Source organism: Streptomyces sp. NPDC045998, from assembly GCF_056430285.1.
In genome coordinates this window covers 577,157-591,248 of record NZ_JBWKLJ010000002.1, presented here as the reverse complement: position 1 = coordinate 591,248, position 14,092 = coordinate 577,157, and the positions used below count along the sequence as shown (strand labels likewise).

Below are 14,092 nucleotides of genomic sequence, written 5' to 3'. Positions count from 1 at the left end.
GGGGACTCCGGTGCCCCATTCGCCCGTCTGGGATCGCGGGTGTGGTACAGCGCTCCTAGCGTGTCGGGCATCGAGGTGCATATCAGACCCTTTGTGGAAATCCGTTCCGCAGCTGCCCCTCGGGACCCGGAGGATCGACCATGCGCGCGATACGTGCCGCGTCCGCCGCTCTGCTGGGAGCGGCCGCTCTCGCCCTCACCACTCCCGCCGCCGCGCAGCAGGGCGACTTCCTCATCAGCCCGACGAGCGTGCAGCCGGGCGGCAGGATCACGCTCTCCGCCCCCGGCTGTCCGGGTACGGCCATGGCGTCGGCGGGCGTCTTCGACACGGTGACCATCCCGGCCGGCGGGTCGGCGACGGCCACCGTCGACTGGGACGCCAGGCGCGGCGCCGTCTACACGGTGAACTTCACCTGCGCGGGGGGCAGCCCCGGCTCCGTGGACCTCAGGATCGCCATGGCCACCTCCACCCCGACGACCAAGTCCACCGCCGTTCCGACCGTCACCAGGACGGCCACCGCGACGGTCGCACCCACCCGTGGCGCGCGCGGCGGCCTCGGCGGCAGCATCGGCGGCTGGCACACCGGCCAGCTCGCCCTCGGTACGGGCCTGGTGGTGGCCGCGGCCACCGGCGTCATCTTCGTGGTGCGCCGCCGGGCCGACCACCGCCGCCACTGACCCGAAGCACCGAAGCACCAAAGCACCGAAGGAAGAACCACCCGCGGGAAGCCCGCCGCCCCGAAAGCCCGTCGCCCCGAGCCCTCAGCGAGGACTCGGGGCGACGGGCGTATTCGGCCGACCGGGAGGTTCGGCCGGTCAGACCTTTCCGCCGCTCAGGCGGCGGCGCCGGCTGATGAACAGCCCGCCGCCGAGGGCCGCCGTGCCGACGAGCGCGGCGCCGATGGCCATCTCGGTGGAGCTCGGGGCCATGGAGCCGCCGAGGCCGCCCTGCGCGCCGCGGCCGGCGATGACCGTGAAGGTGCGGGTGACGACCAGGGCGCTGTCGTTGCACTTGACGGCCAGGTTGTACTGGCCGGGCGTGGCGTGGTCGTAGATCCGGGGGGTGGCGGCGGAGTTGCCCGAACGGTTCAGGGTCAGTGCGGTGGGAGGGAAGGCGTTGGACGTGACGCTGCCGCCGCGGTTGCACCCCGAGGCGCTCACCGCGAGCTGGCCGCCCTGGTGCACCTGCGTGGGACGGACGGTGACGTTGGTGGGACCGTTGCCGCCGGTACCACCACCGGTGGCGACGGCCGCCGGAGCGCAGACTCCGACGGCCGCGAACGCGGTGGCGGCCACCGCGAGAGCGCGTGAAGCACGCATGGTTGAACCTCCAGTGGAAGACGCCCCGAAGCGGCGCTCCGGGAAATTCGACGAGTACGTCTCTCCACGTCGAACCATCACAAGCCAGTCGGATCACCGCATTTTGGGCATTGGTCCACACCGGTGAGGCGACACGCCGGCGCCGCGCCGACGGAGCTGACGGAGCCGCAGGTCACAGACCGTCAGGCCGGTCGTGGACGACTACACGTATGGGTCATCACCCGTCCGGCACCCCCGCCACCCGTTCGCGCCTCACTGATCGCCCGCCCCTTGCGCCGCCCTTACCGTGCGTACAGACGCCTCGAAGGGAGAACCATGGGTCTGGACCACACCGGCTTCGACTGGCGGAGACGCTCGCCGTGGGGCGCACTGGCCCTCGTCATGCTCACCGGTCTCGCGATGGTGCGGAACGGCGTTGACGACCAGCTCGGCCCGCCGCAGCCCGCGGCCCTCGCGACGCCCTCGGAGCGCGGTGTCGCCGCGGCCCCCACGCCGCCGGCCTCGCTGCAGACACTGGCATACGCGCCCGCGTCGCGCATCCGGATCGAGGCGGTCAACGTCGACGCCCCGATCATGGACGTGGGTCTGGACAAGGAGGGCTGGATCGACGCCCCGCCGGCCCAGGACCCGAACCTGGCGGGCTGGTACCAGAACGGCATCTCGCCGGGCCAGCGCGGTACGGCGGTCGTCGTGGGCCACGTCGACAACGAGTCGGGGCCCGCCGTCTTCTACCGGCTCGGCTCGGTCAAGCGCGGCCAGCTGGTGGAGGTCACGCGCTACGACGGCCGGGTGGCGGTCTTCGAGGTGTACGGCATCGAGGTGTTCTCCAAGCAGGACTTCCCCGGCGTGCGCGTCTACGGCGACACCGGACACGCGGAGCTGCGCGTGATCACCTGCGGCGGCGGCTACTCGAAGGCCGGCGGGTACGACGGCAACGTGGTGGTCTTCGCGCGGATGGTGCAGGCTCGCTGAGCTCCGCCGCACACGTACCGGCCGCCGGGGTACGCGCCCCGGCGGCCGGTGCCGTACGCAGCCGTCATCTGCGCGGCACGGTCACGTGGTAGCCGGCCGCCAGCAGCCGGGGCAGATAGGTCTTCAGCGCCGCGACGCTCTGCGAGCGGTCGCCGCCCGCGTCGTGGGAGAGCACCACGACGCCCGGCCCCGCCCCGTCGAGGACCCGGCTGACGATGCTCGCGGTCCCGGGCTCGGTCCAGTCCAGGGTGTCGACGGTCCAGGCGAGCGGCTCCATGCCGAGCTCGGCGCCGATCTCGAACGAGTGCCGGTTCCAGGCGCCGTACGGCGCCCGGTACCACAGGGGCGGGGAGCCGGTGACGCGCGCGATCACGTCGCTGGTGGAGCCGAGCTCGTCGCGGATGCGCGAGGGGGGCAGCTTGGTGACGTTCGGGTGCGACCAGGAGTGGTTGCCCACGACATGGCCGTCGGCGGTCATCTCGCGCAGCAGGTCGGGGTGTGCGGCGGCCAGTTCGCCGCAGACGAAGAACATCGCGCGCACGTCGTGCGCGCGCAGGGTGCGCAGCACGGCGGGGGTGTAGCGGGGGTCGGGCCCGTCGTCGAAGGAGAGGACCATCGTGCGGCCGGTGCCGGACATCCGCAGGAAGGGCCGCTGCCGCACCGGCGGCAGGGCGCGGCGGAAGCGGGCCGGGCTGTCCCCGGCCATGGGCTGGAGGCGGTACGCGGAGGGGGCGAGGCGGGCGCGGGCCTGTGCCTGGGGCCCGGCGGCCGCGGGCGGCGCGACGGCGGCCCGCCCCGGAGCGCCGGCGGCGCCGGGGACACCGGGGGCGCCGGGGCCACCCGGGAGGCCCGGGGCGAGGGGGGACGGGGCGGGCGGGGCGGCGGTGCGCCCGGGCGACCCGAACCGGTCCGATGCGAAGAGCCCGACGGTGGTGGTGGCCCCGAGCGCGGCGGCGATGCGCAACACCATCCGCCGCCCCGTGGGCATCTGATCGTTTTTCATGATTAATAACTCGCATGGCGGATGCCCTCTCCCCCTGACCCACACCGGCCGGGGCCTCCGATTGCACTCGTTGGGACGAGTGGCGCAATCGAGTCCCCTGCTGTGTGGTGTCTTCCGCCCGGCCCGCGGCTGAGCCATCATGATCGGCCGTCAGCCGATGCCGTATGCAAAGAGGTGACGCCCATGGCCGGACTCCGCGCGGGGCAGGGGATTCTGCGCCGCAAACCGATCGAGCACATCGAAGAGGGCGAGGCGGCGGAACGCCTCACCAGGACACTGGGCCTGTGGCAGCTCACCGCCATCGGCGTGGGCGGCATCATCGGCGCGGGCATCTTCACCCTCGCCGGCACCGTCGCCAACGGCACGGCCGGTCCGGCGGTGCTGATCTCGTTCCTCATCGCGGGGGTGGCGAGCGCGGCCGCCGCGTTCAGCTACGCCGAGTTCGCCGGGCTCATCCCGAAGGCCGGGTCGGCGTACACGTACGGCTACGCGGTCCTCGGCGAGATCGCCGGCTGGTTCATCGGCTGGGACCTGCTGCTGGAGTACACCGCGATCGTGTCGGTCGTCGCGATCGGCATCTCGGGCTACTTCACCTTCCTGCTGGACGAGGTGGGCGCGGAGCTGCCCGCCTGGATGCTGGGCGCTCCGGGCACGGGTGAGGGCCACAAGGTGGACCTCTTCGCCGCCCTGCTCTGCCTGCTGATCGCGTACCTGCTCACGCTCGGCATCAAGAACGCGGCCCGCGTCGAGACGGTCGTCGTGGTGCTGAAGGTGCTCGTGGTGCTCCTGGTGATCGTGGTCGGCTTCTTCCACATCACGACCACGCACTACAGCCCGTTCTTCCCGTTCGGGGTGAGCGGGGCGTTCACCGGGGCGGCGACCGTCTTCTTCGCGGTGTTCGGCTACGACGCGATGTCGACGGCGGCCGAGGAGTCCAAGGACGCCCAGCGCCACATGCCGAAGGCGATCGTGTACTCGCTCGCCGTCTCGATGGTGCTGTACGTGCTGGCCTGCCTGGTGCTCACCGGCATGCAGAAGTACTCCGAGATCGACAAGGAGAGCGGCTTCTCCACGGCGTTCCAGTCGGTGGGCCTCGACGCGCTCGCGGACGTCATCGCGGTGGGCGCGATCATCGGCATCCTCACGGTGATGTTCACGTTCATGCTGGGATGCACCCGTGTGTGGTTCTCCATGTCCCGGGACGGGCTGCTGCCGCAGTGGTTCGCCAAGACGCACCCCACGCGCCACGTGCCGGTCCGGGTGACGTGGATCGTGGGCATCGCGTCGGCGCTGATCGCCGGGTTCCTGCCGATCAACGAGGCGGCCGAGCTGACCAACATCGGCATCCTGCTGGCCTTCGTGGTCGTGTGCGTCGCCGTCATCGTGCTGCGCTACAAGCGGCCGGACCTGCCGCGCACCTTCCGTACGCCCGGGATGCCGTTCGTGCCGGCCATCGGCGTGGTCTTCTCGCTCTGGCTGATCACGTTCCTGCAGTGGCAGACCTGGGCGCGGTTCGCCGTCTGGTTCCTGCTGGGACTGGTGGTGTACTTCGGCTACTCCTACCGCCGGTCCCACCTGGCGAGGAGCGAGGCCCGGACGGGGCAGGCGCCGCCGCCCGGGCCGGAGGCGTAACCGCCACCCTCCCGCTCACCGCCTCACTGTCTCCTGCCTCACTGCCCCATCAGCAGGCCGTCCTTGTCCGCGCCGCGGCTGAGGACGGCCTGCCGGATCTCGTCGCGTACGGCGGTGAGGCTCTTCTCGCCCCGCTCGATCGCCGCGTTGACATTGATCACCCGGCCCGTGGCGGTCTTGAACCAGTGCGGGAGGTACTCGGCCTTCTGGACCTCCCACCGGCCGCCGGGCTTCGCGGGCGGCGCGAAGGTGAAGCGGCCGATGGTGCCCTGGTTGCCGCGCGGGTCGAAGGCGCCCTGGTTGTTGATCATGTCACCGGCGATCTGGTCGCCCATGCCGTAGACCACCCACGTGCCGTTCACCTTCTCGTAGGCCTGCGGGGCGTGGACGTGTGTGCCGATGATGAGGTCGATGTCGGGCCGGCCGCCCGCGCCGGAGGCGGTGAGGGAGCGGGCGAGGCTCAGCTGCTGCTGGTCGACTTCCGTCTGCCACTCGGTACCCCAGTGCATGCTCACCACGACCACGTCGGCGCCGGCCTCGCGGGCCGCCCGCGCGTCCGTGACGATCCTGTTCTCGTCGACGAGGTTGACCGCCCAGGACTGCTCCTGCGGCAGCGGGTCGGCGTTGGTGCCGTAGGTGTAGGCGAGGTGGGCGACGGTGGCGCCGCCCGCCTTCAGAAGGGTGGGCCGCGCGGCCTCGTCGGCGGAGCGGGCGGACCCCGCGTGCCGGACGCCCGCCTTGTCGAGGGCGTCCAGGGTGCGGCGCAGGCCGTCGAGGCCGTCGTCCAGGGTGTGGTTGGAGGCGGTGGAGCAGGAGTCGTAGCCGGTCTCGCGCAGCGCGGTGGCGATCTGGGGCGGCGACTTGAAGGACGGGTAGCCGGTGTAGGGGCCGCCCTCGGGGCCGTACACCGTCTCCATGTGGCAGATGGCGAGGTCGGCCGCGGAGACGACGGGCTTGGCGCCGGAGAGCATCGGGCCGAAGTCGTATCCGCCGCCCGCGCCGGTCACGTTCGCGTCCGCCTGGGACTGGCGGATGATCGAGGCGTGCGGCAGGACGTCGCCGCTGGCGACGAGCGTGAAGCCGCGCCGCTCGGAGTGGGCGGCGGCGCCGCCGGCCGAGGACGGCACGGCTGCGGCCGACCGGTCGTGGGCCCCGGTCTCGTGCCGTGCCGCGGCGGGTGCGCCGGCGGGCTGTGCGCCCGCACAGCCCGCCGTCACGGAGAGTAGTACGGCGGTCGCGGCCACCGTCTTGCGTCGGATGCGTGGGCGGGTGCGCGGGGTGGTCATGGCGGTGGTCATGGCCGGGCTCCGTAGGGCTTCGGGTGGGGGTGCACCAGGTGCTGGCTCCCTGAAATCCCTACGGGATCCACGAATCATTCAATCCTTTAAGTCGGAAAATCACACAAATTGCCTGAACCGGACCAAGGGCATCAACGCACCCCGGCCGACCGTTCGCCGCACCATTCGTCGCTCGGTGCGACCGCTCGTCGCAGATCGCGGTGCGCCGCCTGTCCCTCCGCGCCCGGATGCGTTCGGATACGGACCGAGTGACGCGGCACGGCGCGAAGGGATGTGAACGATGACGACGGCGACGGCGACGCCGACCACCGACGAGCGGACCCTGGCGGAGCTCCAGCGAGAGCACGGCAACGCGCTGCTGAACTTCCTGCTCGGGCTGACGTACGGTGACCGGCAGCGCGCCGAGGACCTGATGCAGGAGACGCTGGTCCGCGCCTGGCAGCACCCCGAGGCGTTCGAGGCGCCCTACGAGTCGATGCGGCCGTGGCTCTTCACGGTGGCGCGGCGCCTCGCGATCGACGCCCGCCGCTCCCGTCTGGCCCGCCCCACCGAGATCGGCGACGGCGCGCTCGCCGCCACCCCCGACCCGGCCGACGCCACCGAGTCGGCGATGGCGGCCCTCGACGTCCGCGCCGCGGTACGGGAGCTGAGCCCGGAGCACCGCGCGGTGCTGGTCCGGATCTACTTCGACGGCCTGTCGGTGAAGGAGGCGGCGGCGGAGCTCGGCATACCGGCCGGGACGGTCAAGTCGCGCTCGCATTACGCGCTGCGGGCGCTCGGCCGGTACCTGCCGGGCTACCCCGAACGCCTCTGACGGCTCTGGTTCCCCCTAGCCCCCGTGGGTCACGGCCGCGGCCGGAACGTATTCGAAACCACAGCACCGAGTTGGGCAAAAGCGCACCCCCGGCCGTGTCCCACGGTGGAGGCTCGTCGTCTGGAAACACGCACCGCGCACGGAAGAACGTCCGGAAGAAGGTGGGAACGTTGCGGCCCGAGAGCACGAACGGCACCGACGGGGGCGGGCTGGCGGTCCCCATGGCCTGGCTGTGTGCCGAGTACTTAGCCGATGAGCTGCTGCGCTCGGGCGGACTGGTCGCGCCCGGTTCGCTCGAGTACCGGGCGGGCCGCCGGACGCTCGCGCTCACGTTCTACCTATGCGACGGGGTCGCCGTGGTCTCCTCGGAGGCCGGGACGGAGGCCCGGCTGGACGAGTGGCTCGCGCTCACCGCGTACGGGCATCCCTGGGACGCCTGGGTCCGCGGCCGACTCGCCGCGCGGCGCGCGGCGGACGAGGAGCTCGCGCGCCCGCAGGACGCGGGGCTCGCGCTCGCGCACGAGACCTGGCGCCTGCTGGACTCCACGCAGCTACTGGCCACGGACCTGGGCGCGCTGTCCGCCGCCCCGGCGGCCGGCCTCGCGGTGGACGAGTCGGCACGCGTGTGGCTGCCCGCCTGGCAGGTGGGCCTGCCCCTCGGGCACCTGGCGCTGCGCCTGTACTGAGCGCGCGCCCGTGACCATGCGCGTACGCGTGCGTCGGCGGCGATCGTCAGCGATGCGCCGCACGCGGACGCGGGCGCGGCACGTGGGTGTCGGCGCGGATGTCACTGCGGCTGGACGGGACGCGCCCGGACCCTCGCGGCGGGGTCCTGGTGGCCGCCGCTCGCCATCATCCGCACTTCGCCCTGGTCGCTGATCTCGGCCAGGACGATTCCCGTGTCATCGGCGTACACCGGGTGCCCGCCGGCGCCGGTGCGGTCCGTGCGGTGCACCTCCACCACTGTGTCCTGCCCGAAGTCCAGCTCGTAGTGGTCATGGATGGGCATGGCTGCCTCCCGGTGGCTGCCTTCCGGTGGATACCTCCCGGTGGCCGCGATCGCGTGGAGCGGTCGCCGCCCTGCACCCGCGTCCCCAAAACGGGACTTTTCATACCTGGCCGGGCATGGGTGGGGTGCGGTGCACACCCGCGTGATACTTCGGGACACGCACCGTCACCTTCATGCCCGCGCCCACGGCCGTCTCCACCACCAGCCCGTAGTCGTCCCCGTACACCTGGCGCAGCCGTTCGTCGACGTTGGACAGCCCGATGCCGGAGGACCGTGGGCGCTCGCCCGCGAGGATGGACCGCAGGACGGCGGGGTCCATGCCGACGCCGTCGTCCTCGATCGTGACGACCGCCTCGGCGCCCGCGTCGCGCGCGGCGATGGTCACCCGGCAGGTGGTGCGCGAGTCCTCCAGGCCGTGCTTGACGGCGTTCTCGACGAGCGGCTGGAGGCACAGGAACGGCAGCGTCACCGGCAGCACCTCCGGCGCCACCTGCAGGGTGACCTGGAGCCGGTCGCCGAAGCGGGCCCCGGCGAGCGCCAGGTACTGCTCGATGGAGCGCAGCTCGTCGGCGAGGTGGGTGAAGTCGCCGTGCCGCCGGAAGGAGTAGCGGGTGAAGTCGGCGAACTCCAGGAGGAGTTCGCGGGCGTGCTCGGGGTCGGTGCGGACGAACGAGGCGATGGCGGCGAGCGAGTTGTAGATGAAGTGCGGGGAGATCTGGGCCCGCAGGGCGCGGATCTCGGCCTCGATGAGCCGGGTGCGGGACAGGTCGAGCTCGGCCAGCTCCAGCTGTACGGAGACCCAGCGGGCCACCTCGGTCGCGGCCCGCACGAGGACGGCCGACTCGCGCGACCCGTACGCGACGAGGGCGCCGAGCACGCCCTCCTCGCCGGTGAGCGGGGCGAGGACCGCCCAGCGCAGCGGGCAGTCCAGGTCACCGCAGTCGGTGCGCACGCTCTGGCTGCGGCCCGATTCGAGCAGCTCGGCGACCCGTTCCATCACCTGGTCGCGGTGGTGGTCGGCGCCGGGCCCGTCCCAGGCGAGGACGGCGGTGCGGTCGGTGAGGCAGAGCGCCTCGGTGCCGAGCAGCGGCCGCAGGCGCCGGGCGGCCTTGCGGGCGGTGTCCTCGGTGAGCCCGGCGCGCAGCGGCGGTGCGGCGAGGGACGCGGTGTGCAGGGTGTGGAAGGTGGCGCGTTCGACGGGGGTGCCGAGGTCGAGGACGTCCCGCCCGGCGCGGCGGGCGGTGAGCCGGCCGAGCGCGAACCCGGCGGCGAGGAGCACGGCCCCGGCGGCGGTGAGGGCGGCGAGCAGGGTCCCGGGGGTACCGCTCATCGCTCGGCCCCCTCGCGGTCGGGGCGGCCGACGAGCCCCTCCGGCAGGTGGAGCCGGGCCAGGATCGCCGGCGTCCCGGCGGGCACGTGGCGGGGCGTCGCCAGGGAGACGCCCACCATGGTGAGGAAGCCCAGCGGCACCGACCAGACGGCGGGCCAGGCCATCAGGGTGTGCGGCCAGCCCTCGGGGGCCAGGCCCGCCCGGGTGGCCATGACGGCGGTGAGCGCGGCCCCGCCGCCGGTGACGAGCCCGGCCATGGCGCCGGGCGGGGTGAGCCGCCGCCACCAGATGCCGAGCACCAGCAGCGGGCAGAGCGACGACGCCGACACCGCGAACGCCAGGCCCACCGCGTCCGCCACCGGCACCTTCGTCGCCACCAGGCTCAGCCCCAGCGGGACGGCCATGGCGAGCGGTGCGGCGAGCCGGAAGTGGCGTACGCCGCGCGAGGGGAGCACGTCCTGGCCGAGCACCCCGGCCACCGACATGGTCAGCCCGGAGGCCGTCGACAGGAACGCCGCGAAGGCCCCGCCCGCGAGCAGCGCGCCGAGCAGGTCCCCGGTGAGCCCGCCCACCAGCCGGTCGGGCAGCACGAGGACGGCGGCGTCCGCGGCGCCGGTCAGCGCGAGCTCGGGCGCGTAGATCCGGCCGAGCGCGCCGTAGACGGGCGGCAGGAGGTAGAACGCCCCGATCAGGCCGAGGACGACGAGGGTGGTGCGGCGCGCGGCGCGGCCGTGGGGGCTGGTGTAGAAGCGGACGGCGACGTGGGGCAGGCCCATGGTCCCGAGGAAGGTGGCGAGGATCAGCCCGTACGTGGCGTACAGCTGCCGCCCGTCCGGCTGGCCGCCGTCGCGGCCCCCGGCCAGCGGCTGCGACCAGCCGAGGGGGTCGGTCCCGGTGGCGGCGCGCTCGGGGACGCGGGCGCCCTCGGGGAAGCCGAGCGTGGTGCCGGCCTCGACGTGGTGGGTGCCCTCGGCGAGGGTGACGCGGCCGCCGTCGTACGCGACCCGGTCAACGCGGCCGGAGACGGTGAGGGTGAGCGGGGTGTCGACGTCGATGCGTACGGTGTCGTCGACGCGGACCTGCGTGTGCTCCCGGAAGACGGCGGGCGCGTCGAAGCGGGCGCGCGGGGCGTCGTCGCCGAGCCAGGCCGTGACGAGGAAGAGGGCGGGCACCAGCAGGGCGGTGAGCTTGAGCCAGTACTGGAACGCCTGGACGAAGGTGATGCTGCGCATGCCGCCCGCCGCCACGGCCCCGGTGACGACGACGGCGACGACGAGCCCGCCGACCCACTCGGGCGCCCCGGTGAGGATCTCCAGCGTCAGCCCGGCGCCCTGGAGTTGCGGCAGCAGGTACAGCCAGCCGATGCCGACGACGAGGAGGCTGGCGAGCCGCCGGGCGCGCGGCGACTCCAGCCGGGCCTCGGCGAAGTCGGAGAGGGTGTACGCGCCCGAGCGGCGCAGCGGGGCCGCGACGAGGACCAGCAGGACCAGGTACCCGGCGGTGTAGCCGACCGGGTACCAGAGCATGTCGGGGCCCTGGAGCAGGACGAGTCCGGCCACGCCGAGGAAGGAGGCGGCGGAGAGGTACTCGCCGCTGATGGCGGCGGCGTTGAGGCCCGGGCGCACGGTCCGCGAGGCGACGTAGAAGTCGGAGGTGGTGCGGGAGATGCGCAGGCCGAGGGAGCCGATGAGCACGGTGGCGAGGACGACGGTGGTGACGGCGGCCACCGCGTAGGTCTGGTTCACCGCCCTTCCGACCGGCCTTCCAGCAGCCCGGTGAAGTCGCGTTCGTTGCGCTCCGCGCGGCGCACGTACCAGTGGGCGACGAGCCACATGACGGGGTGGACGCCGACGCCGAGGGCGGCCCAGACGAAGGGCGCGGGCGACGGCGCGGTGGAGTCGAGGGCCTGGGGCAGCGCGAACAGCAGCGGCAGGGTGCCGACGACCAGGGCGAGGGTGGCGAGCGCCGACAGCGCGGCGCGCAGCTGGCTGCGCATCAGGGAGCGTACGTAGGTGTGGCCGAGGGAGGTCTGCTCGCTGATCTCGGAGCGGGCCGGGGCGTGACCGGGCGCGCGGGGCGGCCTTCGGGCGGAGCGCGGCACGCCGGTCACGGTCTCGCGGCGCGGGCGGCGCGCGGTGGGCTGCTCTGCGGGCATCGTCGTCCGGGGCTGGTGGGTCGAGGGCAGGGGTTGTGGAGTCTACGCAGCAGGTCCGGCCCGGGGTAGGGGGTTTCAGCCCCGGACGCGCCGCATCAGCAGCTCACGCAGCTGGCGGGCGTGCCGGCGGCTGACCGCGAGCTCCGCGCTGCCGACGCGCACGGTGGTCGCCCCGGCGTCGAGGCGCAGTTCGTCGATGCGGCCGAGCGCGACGAGGTGGCTGCGGTGGATCCGTACGAAGCCGCGCGCCGCCCACCGCTCCTCCAGCGTGGACAGCGGGATGCGCACGAGGTGGCTGCCCTCGTCGGTGTGCAGGCGCGCGTAGTCACCCTGCGCCTCGACGTAGGCGATGGCGTCGACCGGTACGAAGCGGGTGACGCCGCCGAGTTCGACCGGTATCTGCTCCGGGGCCGCGGCGACGCCCGGCCGGTCGGCGGGGGCGGTGAGGTCGGCGACGCGGCGTACGGCTTCGGCGAGGCGCTCCGTGCGGACCGGCTTGAGGACGTAGTCGACCGCCTTGAGGTCGAAGGCCTGGACGGCGAAGCCCTCGTGGGCGGTGACGAACACGATCAGCGGCGGCCGGGCGAAGCCGGCCAGCAGCCGGGCGACGTCGAGGCCGGTGAGCCCGGCCATGTGGATGTCCAGGAAGACGACGTCGATGGCCTCCTCCCCGCCGGGCCCCGCCTCCAGGGCCCGGCCGATGCGGCGCAGGGCCTCGGTCGCGTCGGTGGCGCCTTCCGCGCTGCGCACCCGGGGGTCGCGGCGGAGCAGGTAGAGCAGCTCCTCGAGGGCGGGCTTCTCGTCGTCGACGGCCAGTACGCGCAGCATGGTGCGGAGTGTAGGCGCGGGGTGATTGAGCGAGAAGCCGCTCGTCTGCGTACTCGTTCACGACGGCACAGCGGGACGATCCCGGCACCGACGGGACGCTGACGAACGACGACGATACGGGGAATGGGGCACAGCCATGGGTCTGCGGGAGCGGCACCACGATGCCGCCGGTGCCGCCGATGTCGCCGCCTATGCGCTGGGCGTGCTGGAACCGGCGGACGCGCTGCGCTGCGAGGAGCACCTCGCGGCGTGCGTGCCCTGCGCCATGCGGCTGGCGGACCTCACCGGCACGGTGGCGGCGCTGGCGCAGCTGACCGGCCGGGAACCGCCGAGGCCGGGACGGGTGGCGGTACGGGTGGCCGGCCCCGGGCGGGGCCGGGGACCGGGGCGGAGGACGCGGCGCGGGCAGGGGCACCGGCGCGGCGCCGCGCGGCTTCCACGGGTACGCCGGTGGCGCGGACGCCTGGTCGCGGCGGCCGCGGCACTCGCGGTCGGCGTGCCCGGAGCCGCCCTCCTCGTGGCCGGCGACGAGCCGGCGTCACCGGGGCGGGCCGCGGTCGCGGCGACCGACCCGGCCACCGGGGTGACGGCGGCGCTGGCGCTGCGGGACCGGGCGTGGGGCACGGAGCTGGCCGTGCGGGTGGCGGGGGTGCGGGGGCCCCGCGTCTGCGACCTGGTGGTGGTGGGGAGGGACGGGCGGGAGTGGCCGGTGATGAGCTGGGCGACGCCCGTGGACGGTCACGAGGACGGTGACGAGCCCGTCATCGAGGGCGGTACGGCGCTGCGGCGCGACGAGATCGCCCGGCTGGAGGTGCGCGACCGCGAGGGGCGGCGGCTGGTGTCGGTGCTGCCGTAGACCTACTTCAGCAGGCGGGACAGGCGGCGGTCGGCGAGCGGCTTGCCGCCGGTCTGGCAGGTGGCGCAGTACTGCAGCGAGGAGTCGCTGAAGGAGACCTCGCGGATGGTGTCGCCGCAGACCGGGCAGGGCTCCCCGGTGCGGCCGTGGACGCGCAGCCCGCTCTTCTTCTCCGCCTTGAGCCGCCCGGCGGCCAGCCCGTGCGAGCGCTCCACCGCCTCCCGCAGGGTCGCGCGCATCGCCTCGTACAGCGCGATCGTCTCCTCCTGCGTGAGGTTCCGGACGGGCTTGAAGGGCGACATGCGGGCGGCGTGGAGGATCTCGTCGCTGTAGGCGTTGCCGATCCCGGCGATGAGGCTCTGGTCGCGCAGCGCGCCCTTGATCTGGCGCCGTTCCCCGGCGAGGAGCGCCGCGAAGGCGTCCCGGTCGAAGTCGTCGGCGAGCGGGTCGGGGCCGAGGCGGGCGACACCGTCCACCGCGGCCGGATCACGTACGAGGTGGACGGCGAGGCGCTTGGTGGTGCCGGCCTCGGTGAGGTCGAAGCCGTCACCGCCGGTGAGCGCGACGCGCAGCGCCAGCGGCCCCTTGCCGGGGCGGGGCGGGCCGGAGGGCAGGACGTCCCGCCACTGCAGCCAGCCGGCGCGGGCGAGGTGGACCACCAGGTGCAGCTCTCCGGCCGGCCCGGCCGTCGCGATGTCGAGGAACTTCCCGTGCCGCGCCACGCCGGTGACCTCGCCGCCGTCGAGGGCGCCGAGCGGCGGGTCGTACGTCTTCAGCACGCTGATGGCGACGGGCAGGGCGCGGGCGATCTCCTTGCCGACGAGGTGCTCGTCGAGGAACTCGCGCAGCGCTTCGACCTCGGGCAGTTCGGGCATG

The 14,092-nt window shown here is 73.7% G+C and carries 15 protein-coding genes; 6 read left to right on the top strand and 9 right to left on the bottom strand.

From position 1 onward, the window contains the following. Positions 1 to 140 precede the first annotated feature (140 nt). Positions 141 to 677, top strand: coding sequence for a hypothetical protein (locus tag AC07FJ_RS07620; protein ID WP_479046376.1), 537 nt, complete (start codon positions 141 to 143; stop codon positions 675 to 677). Between the two features lie 138 nt (positions 678 to 815). Here the strand turns inward: AC07FJ_RS07620 and AC07FJ_RS07615 are convergent, their stop codons facing one another. Continuing rightward, entirely contained in the window at positions 816 to 1,319 is a 504-nt protein-coding gene (locus AC07FJ_RS07615) for a hypothetical protein (RefSeq protein ID WP_479046373.1), read from the bottom strand. Between the two features lie 315 nt (positions 1,320 to 1,634). On the opposite strand from AC07FJ_RS07615, the gene AC07FJ_RS07610 reads away from it, so the two are divergent. Continuing rightward, entirely contained in the window at positions 1,635 to 2,291 is a 657-nt protein-coding gene (locus AC07FJ_RS07610; protein ID WP_468282980.1) for a class F sortase, read from the top strand. 64 nt (positions 2,292 to 2,355) lie between these two features. Here the strand turns inward: AC07FJ_RS07610 and AC07FJ_RS07605 are convergent, their stop codons facing one another. Next, complete coding sequence (locus AC07FJ_RS07605) at positions 2,356 to 3,294, bottom strand: polysaccharide deacetylase family protein (RefSeq protein ID WP_479046370.1); 939 nt, start codon at positions 3,292 to 3,294, stop codon at positions 2,356 to 2,358. Positions 3,295 to 3,477: 183 nt separating this feature from the next. On the opposite strand from AC07FJ_RS07605, the gene AC07FJ_RS07600 reads away from it, so the two are divergent. Then, positions 3,478 to 4,926, top strand: coding sequence for an amino acid permease (locus tag AC07FJ_RS07600; RefSeq protein WP_479046368.1), 1,449 nt, complete (start codon positions 3,478 to 3,480; stop codon positions 4,924 to 4,926). A 38-nt stretch (positions 4,927 to 4,964) separates the two neighbouring features. Here AC07FJ_RS07600 and AC07FJ_RS07595 read toward each other — a convergent pair whose 3' ends face one another. Then, positions 4,965 to 6,224 (bottom strand): CapA family protein, encoded by a 1,260-nt coding sequence (locus AC07FJ_RS07595; RefSeq protein ID WP_479046365.1) that lies wholly within the window; start codon positions 6,222 to 6,224, stop codon positions 4,965 to 4,967. Positions 6,225 to 6,504: 280 nt separating this feature from the next. On the opposite strand from AC07FJ_RS07595, the gene AC07FJ_RS07590 reads away from it, so the two are divergent. Then, on the top strand, positions 6,505 to 7,038 hold the full coding sequence (locus tag AC07FJ_RS07590) for a sigma-70 family RNA polymerase sigma factor (protein ID WP_479046362.1): 534 nt from the start codon (positions 6,505 to 6,507) through the stop codon (positions 7,036 to 7,038). Positions 7,039 to 7,208: 170 nt separating this feature from the next. Continuing rightward, on the top strand, positions 7,209 to 7,724 hold the full coding sequence (locus AC07FJ_RS07585; RefSeq protein ID WP_479046360.1) for a hypothetical protein: 516 nt from the start codon (positions 7,209 to 7,211) through the stop codon (positions 7,722 to 7,724). Positions 7,725 to 7,825: 101 nt separating this feature from the next. Here AC07FJ_RS07585 and AC07FJ_RS07580 read toward each other — a convergent pair whose 3' ends face one another. The 5 genes from AC07FJ_RS07580 to AC07FJ_RS07560 form a co-directional block, all read right to left on the bottom strand. Continuing rightward, complete coding sequence (locus AC07FJ_RS07580; protein ID WP_479046358.1) at positions 7,826 to 8,047, bottom strand: DUF6296 family protein; 222 nt, start codon at positions 8,045 to 8,047, stop codon at positions 7,826 to 7,828. Between the two features lie 100 nt (positions 8,048 to 8,147). Further along, the gene (locus tag AC07FJ_RS07575) at positions 8,148 to 9,377 is read right to left on the bottom strand and encodes a sensor histidine kinase (protein WP_479046356.1); all 1,230 of its coding nucleotides are present in this window, start codon (positions 9,375 to 9,377) and stop codon (positions 8,148 to 8,150) included. Then, positions 9,374 to 11,122, bottom strand: coding sequence for a sodium/solute symporter (locus AC07FJ_RS07570; protein WP_479046354.1), 1,749 nt, complete (start codon positions 11,120 to 11,122; stop codon positions 9,374 to 9,376). The genes AC07FJ_RS07575 and AC07FJ_RS07570 overlap by 4 nt, the downstream gene beginning before the upstream one ends. Then, positions 11,119 to 11,532: a hypothetical protein gene (locus tag AC07FJ_RS07565; protein WP_479046352.1), complete on the bottom strand. Its 414-nt coding sequence runs from the start codon at positions 11,530 to 11,532 to the stop codon at positions 11,119 to 11,121. The genes AC07FJ_RS07570 and AC07FJ_RS07565 overlap by 4 nt, the downstream gene beginning before the upstream one ends. A 75-nt stretch (positions 11,533 to 11,607) precedes the next feature. Then, positions 11,608 to 12,360: a LytR/AlgR family response regulator transcription factor gene (locus AC07FJ_RS07560; RefSeq protein ID WP_468283010.1), complete on the bottom strand. Its 753-nt coding sequence runs from the start codon at positions 12,358 to 12,360 to the stop codon at positions 11,608 to 11,610. 136 nt (positions 12,361 to 12,496) lie between these two features. On the opposite strand from AC07FJ_RS07560, the gene AC07FJ_RS07555 reads away from it, so the two are divergent. Further along, positions 12,497 to 13,216, top strand: coding sequence for a zf-HC2 domain-containing protein (locus AC07FJ_RS07555; protein ID WP_479046350.1), 720 nt, complete (start codon positions 12,497 to 12,499; stop codon positions 13,214 to 13,216). Between the two features lie 2 nt (positions 13,217 to 13,218). On the opposite strand, the gene AC07FJ_RS07550 is transcribed toward AC07FJ_RS07555, so the two are convergent. After that, on the bottom strand, positions 13,219 to 14,091 hold the full coding sequence (locus tag AC07FJ_RS07550) for an Fpg/Nei family DNA glycosylase (RefSeq protein ID WP_479046347.1): 873 nt from the start codon (positions 14,089 to 14,091) through the stop codon (positions 13,219 to 13,221). Position 14,092 lies beyond the last annotated feature (1 nt).